Origin of the sequence: Microbacterium sp. NPDC056736 (assembly GCF_042790415.1) — a bacterium.
Lineage (GTDB): Bacteria > Actinomycetota > Actinomycetes > Actinomycetales > Microbacteriaceae > Microbacterium.
Window position 1 is genome coordinate 1 of the sequence record NZ_JBHTZE010000019.1, and the last position, 1,409, is coordinate 1,409.

General features: G+C 69.0%; 3 protein-coding genes. All 3 read left to right on the top strand.

The features are described 5' to 3' along the window. A partial coding sequence (locus tag ACFRAL_RS17355; RefSeq protein WP_378885380.1) for a hypothetical protein occupies positions 1-336 on the top strand: 336 nt, incomplete at its 5' end. A 12-nt stretch (positions 337-348) separates the two neighbouring features. Further along, on the top strand, positions 349-750 hold the full coding sequence (locus tag ACFRAL_RS17360; RefSeq protein WP_375821553.1) for a hypothetical protein: 402 nt from the start codon (positions 349-351) through the stop codon (positions 748-750). Positions 751-760: 10 nt separating this feature from the next. Further along, a partial coding sequence (locus ACFRAL_RS17365; RefSeq protein WP_378885382.1) for a hypothetical protein occupies positions 761-1,409 on the top strand: 649 nt, incomplete at its 3' end.

A 1,409-nucleotide genomic window follows, 5' to 3' on the forward strand; every position in this document is an offset into this window, starting at 1 on the left:
TACTACGTCCGCGCGGTGAACTCGGTCGGCAAGATCGGCAGCAACAGTTCGAACTTCACCGTCAAGACCAAGGCGACCGCGCTCGCCAAGCCGGGCGGCCTGAAGTCGTCCGCGGTCACCCGCAGCAGCTTCCGCGTGAGCTGCACCGCGGTGCGCGGCGCGCAGTTCTACCGCTGGTACGTCAACGGCAAGCCCGAGGGCGCGAGCGACAGCCCGTACCGGGACTTCACCGGGCGTCGCGCGAACACGTCGTACCGGGTGCAGGTCGCGGCCGACACGTCCGGCCAGAACCCCGGCCCCATGTCCGGGGCACTCACCGTCAAGACCAAGAAGTAGGAGGAGGGCGACATGTCGATGAAGCCTGATGCAGAGATTTCGATCGCTCTCGCCACGGGAGTGATGGCCTACGGCGCGTACCAGATGGCGCTGCCGCCGGTGGCCGACATCCGGTCGCTGGAGCCGAACAACAAGGACGTGCAGTCCTCGGAGCGGGTGGCCGCGTGGACCGCGGCCGGTCTCGTCTCCCTGGTCGCGCTGCTCACCAAGAGCCCGGCCGTGTTCACCCTCGGGGGGTCGGTGGTGGTGGCCGCGTCCTGGACCACGCGCCATGCGGACAAGGTGGACTCCCTCTCGGGCAAGGCCGCCTCCCTGATCCCGGCGCCGGCCAAGGGCCCGGAGGGTGTGGTGGGCGACCAGGTCGCCAGCGTGCAGCAGCTCCCGACGACGCCGGTCTACGGCGTAGCGGTCTGAGGCGGACGCGGTGGCGGACAAGTACGGCATCCCCCCGGGCGGGGATGCCTACCCCGGCAAGGTCAAGTACTTCCAGGACAACAAGGCTGAGCTGGAAGACGTCGGCATTGCCGTGGCGGTGGCCGAGGGAGGGTGGCCCGAGGACAAGATCGCCGAGGCTGTCTCGGTGGTCATCGCGGAGTCGGGCCGCCACCCGTTCATCTACAACACCTACAAACAGGGCCATTTCGGTCTGTTCCAGATCAGCCGGAGTGCGTGGCCGGACTTCTTTGCCGGGGGCAAGGAGGACTGGACGGTTCCCACCCGGTCCGCGCAGTACGGCTACAAGATCTACAAGCAGCAGGGGTGGGGGGCGTGGCAGGCGTCCCGGCTCACCCACCTTGCGCGCGGCAAGAAGGCCGCGGCCGACCTCAAGAAGCTCTCCGCGGACAAGCGGGCGGAGTACGCGAAGGTGGTCGGCAAGCCGCTCGGGACGATCGCGGACACCCTCCCGGACAGCGGCATCGGTGACGCTCTGGACGACGCGCTCACCCCCGAATGGGCGGATGACGCGGTGGCGGTGCTCAAGGACGCGTACGAGTCGCTGACGACGCCGGCGTTCTGGATGCGGGTGGCGTACGGCGCCGCCGGCGTCGTCCTCATCGCGGGCGGCCTCTTCC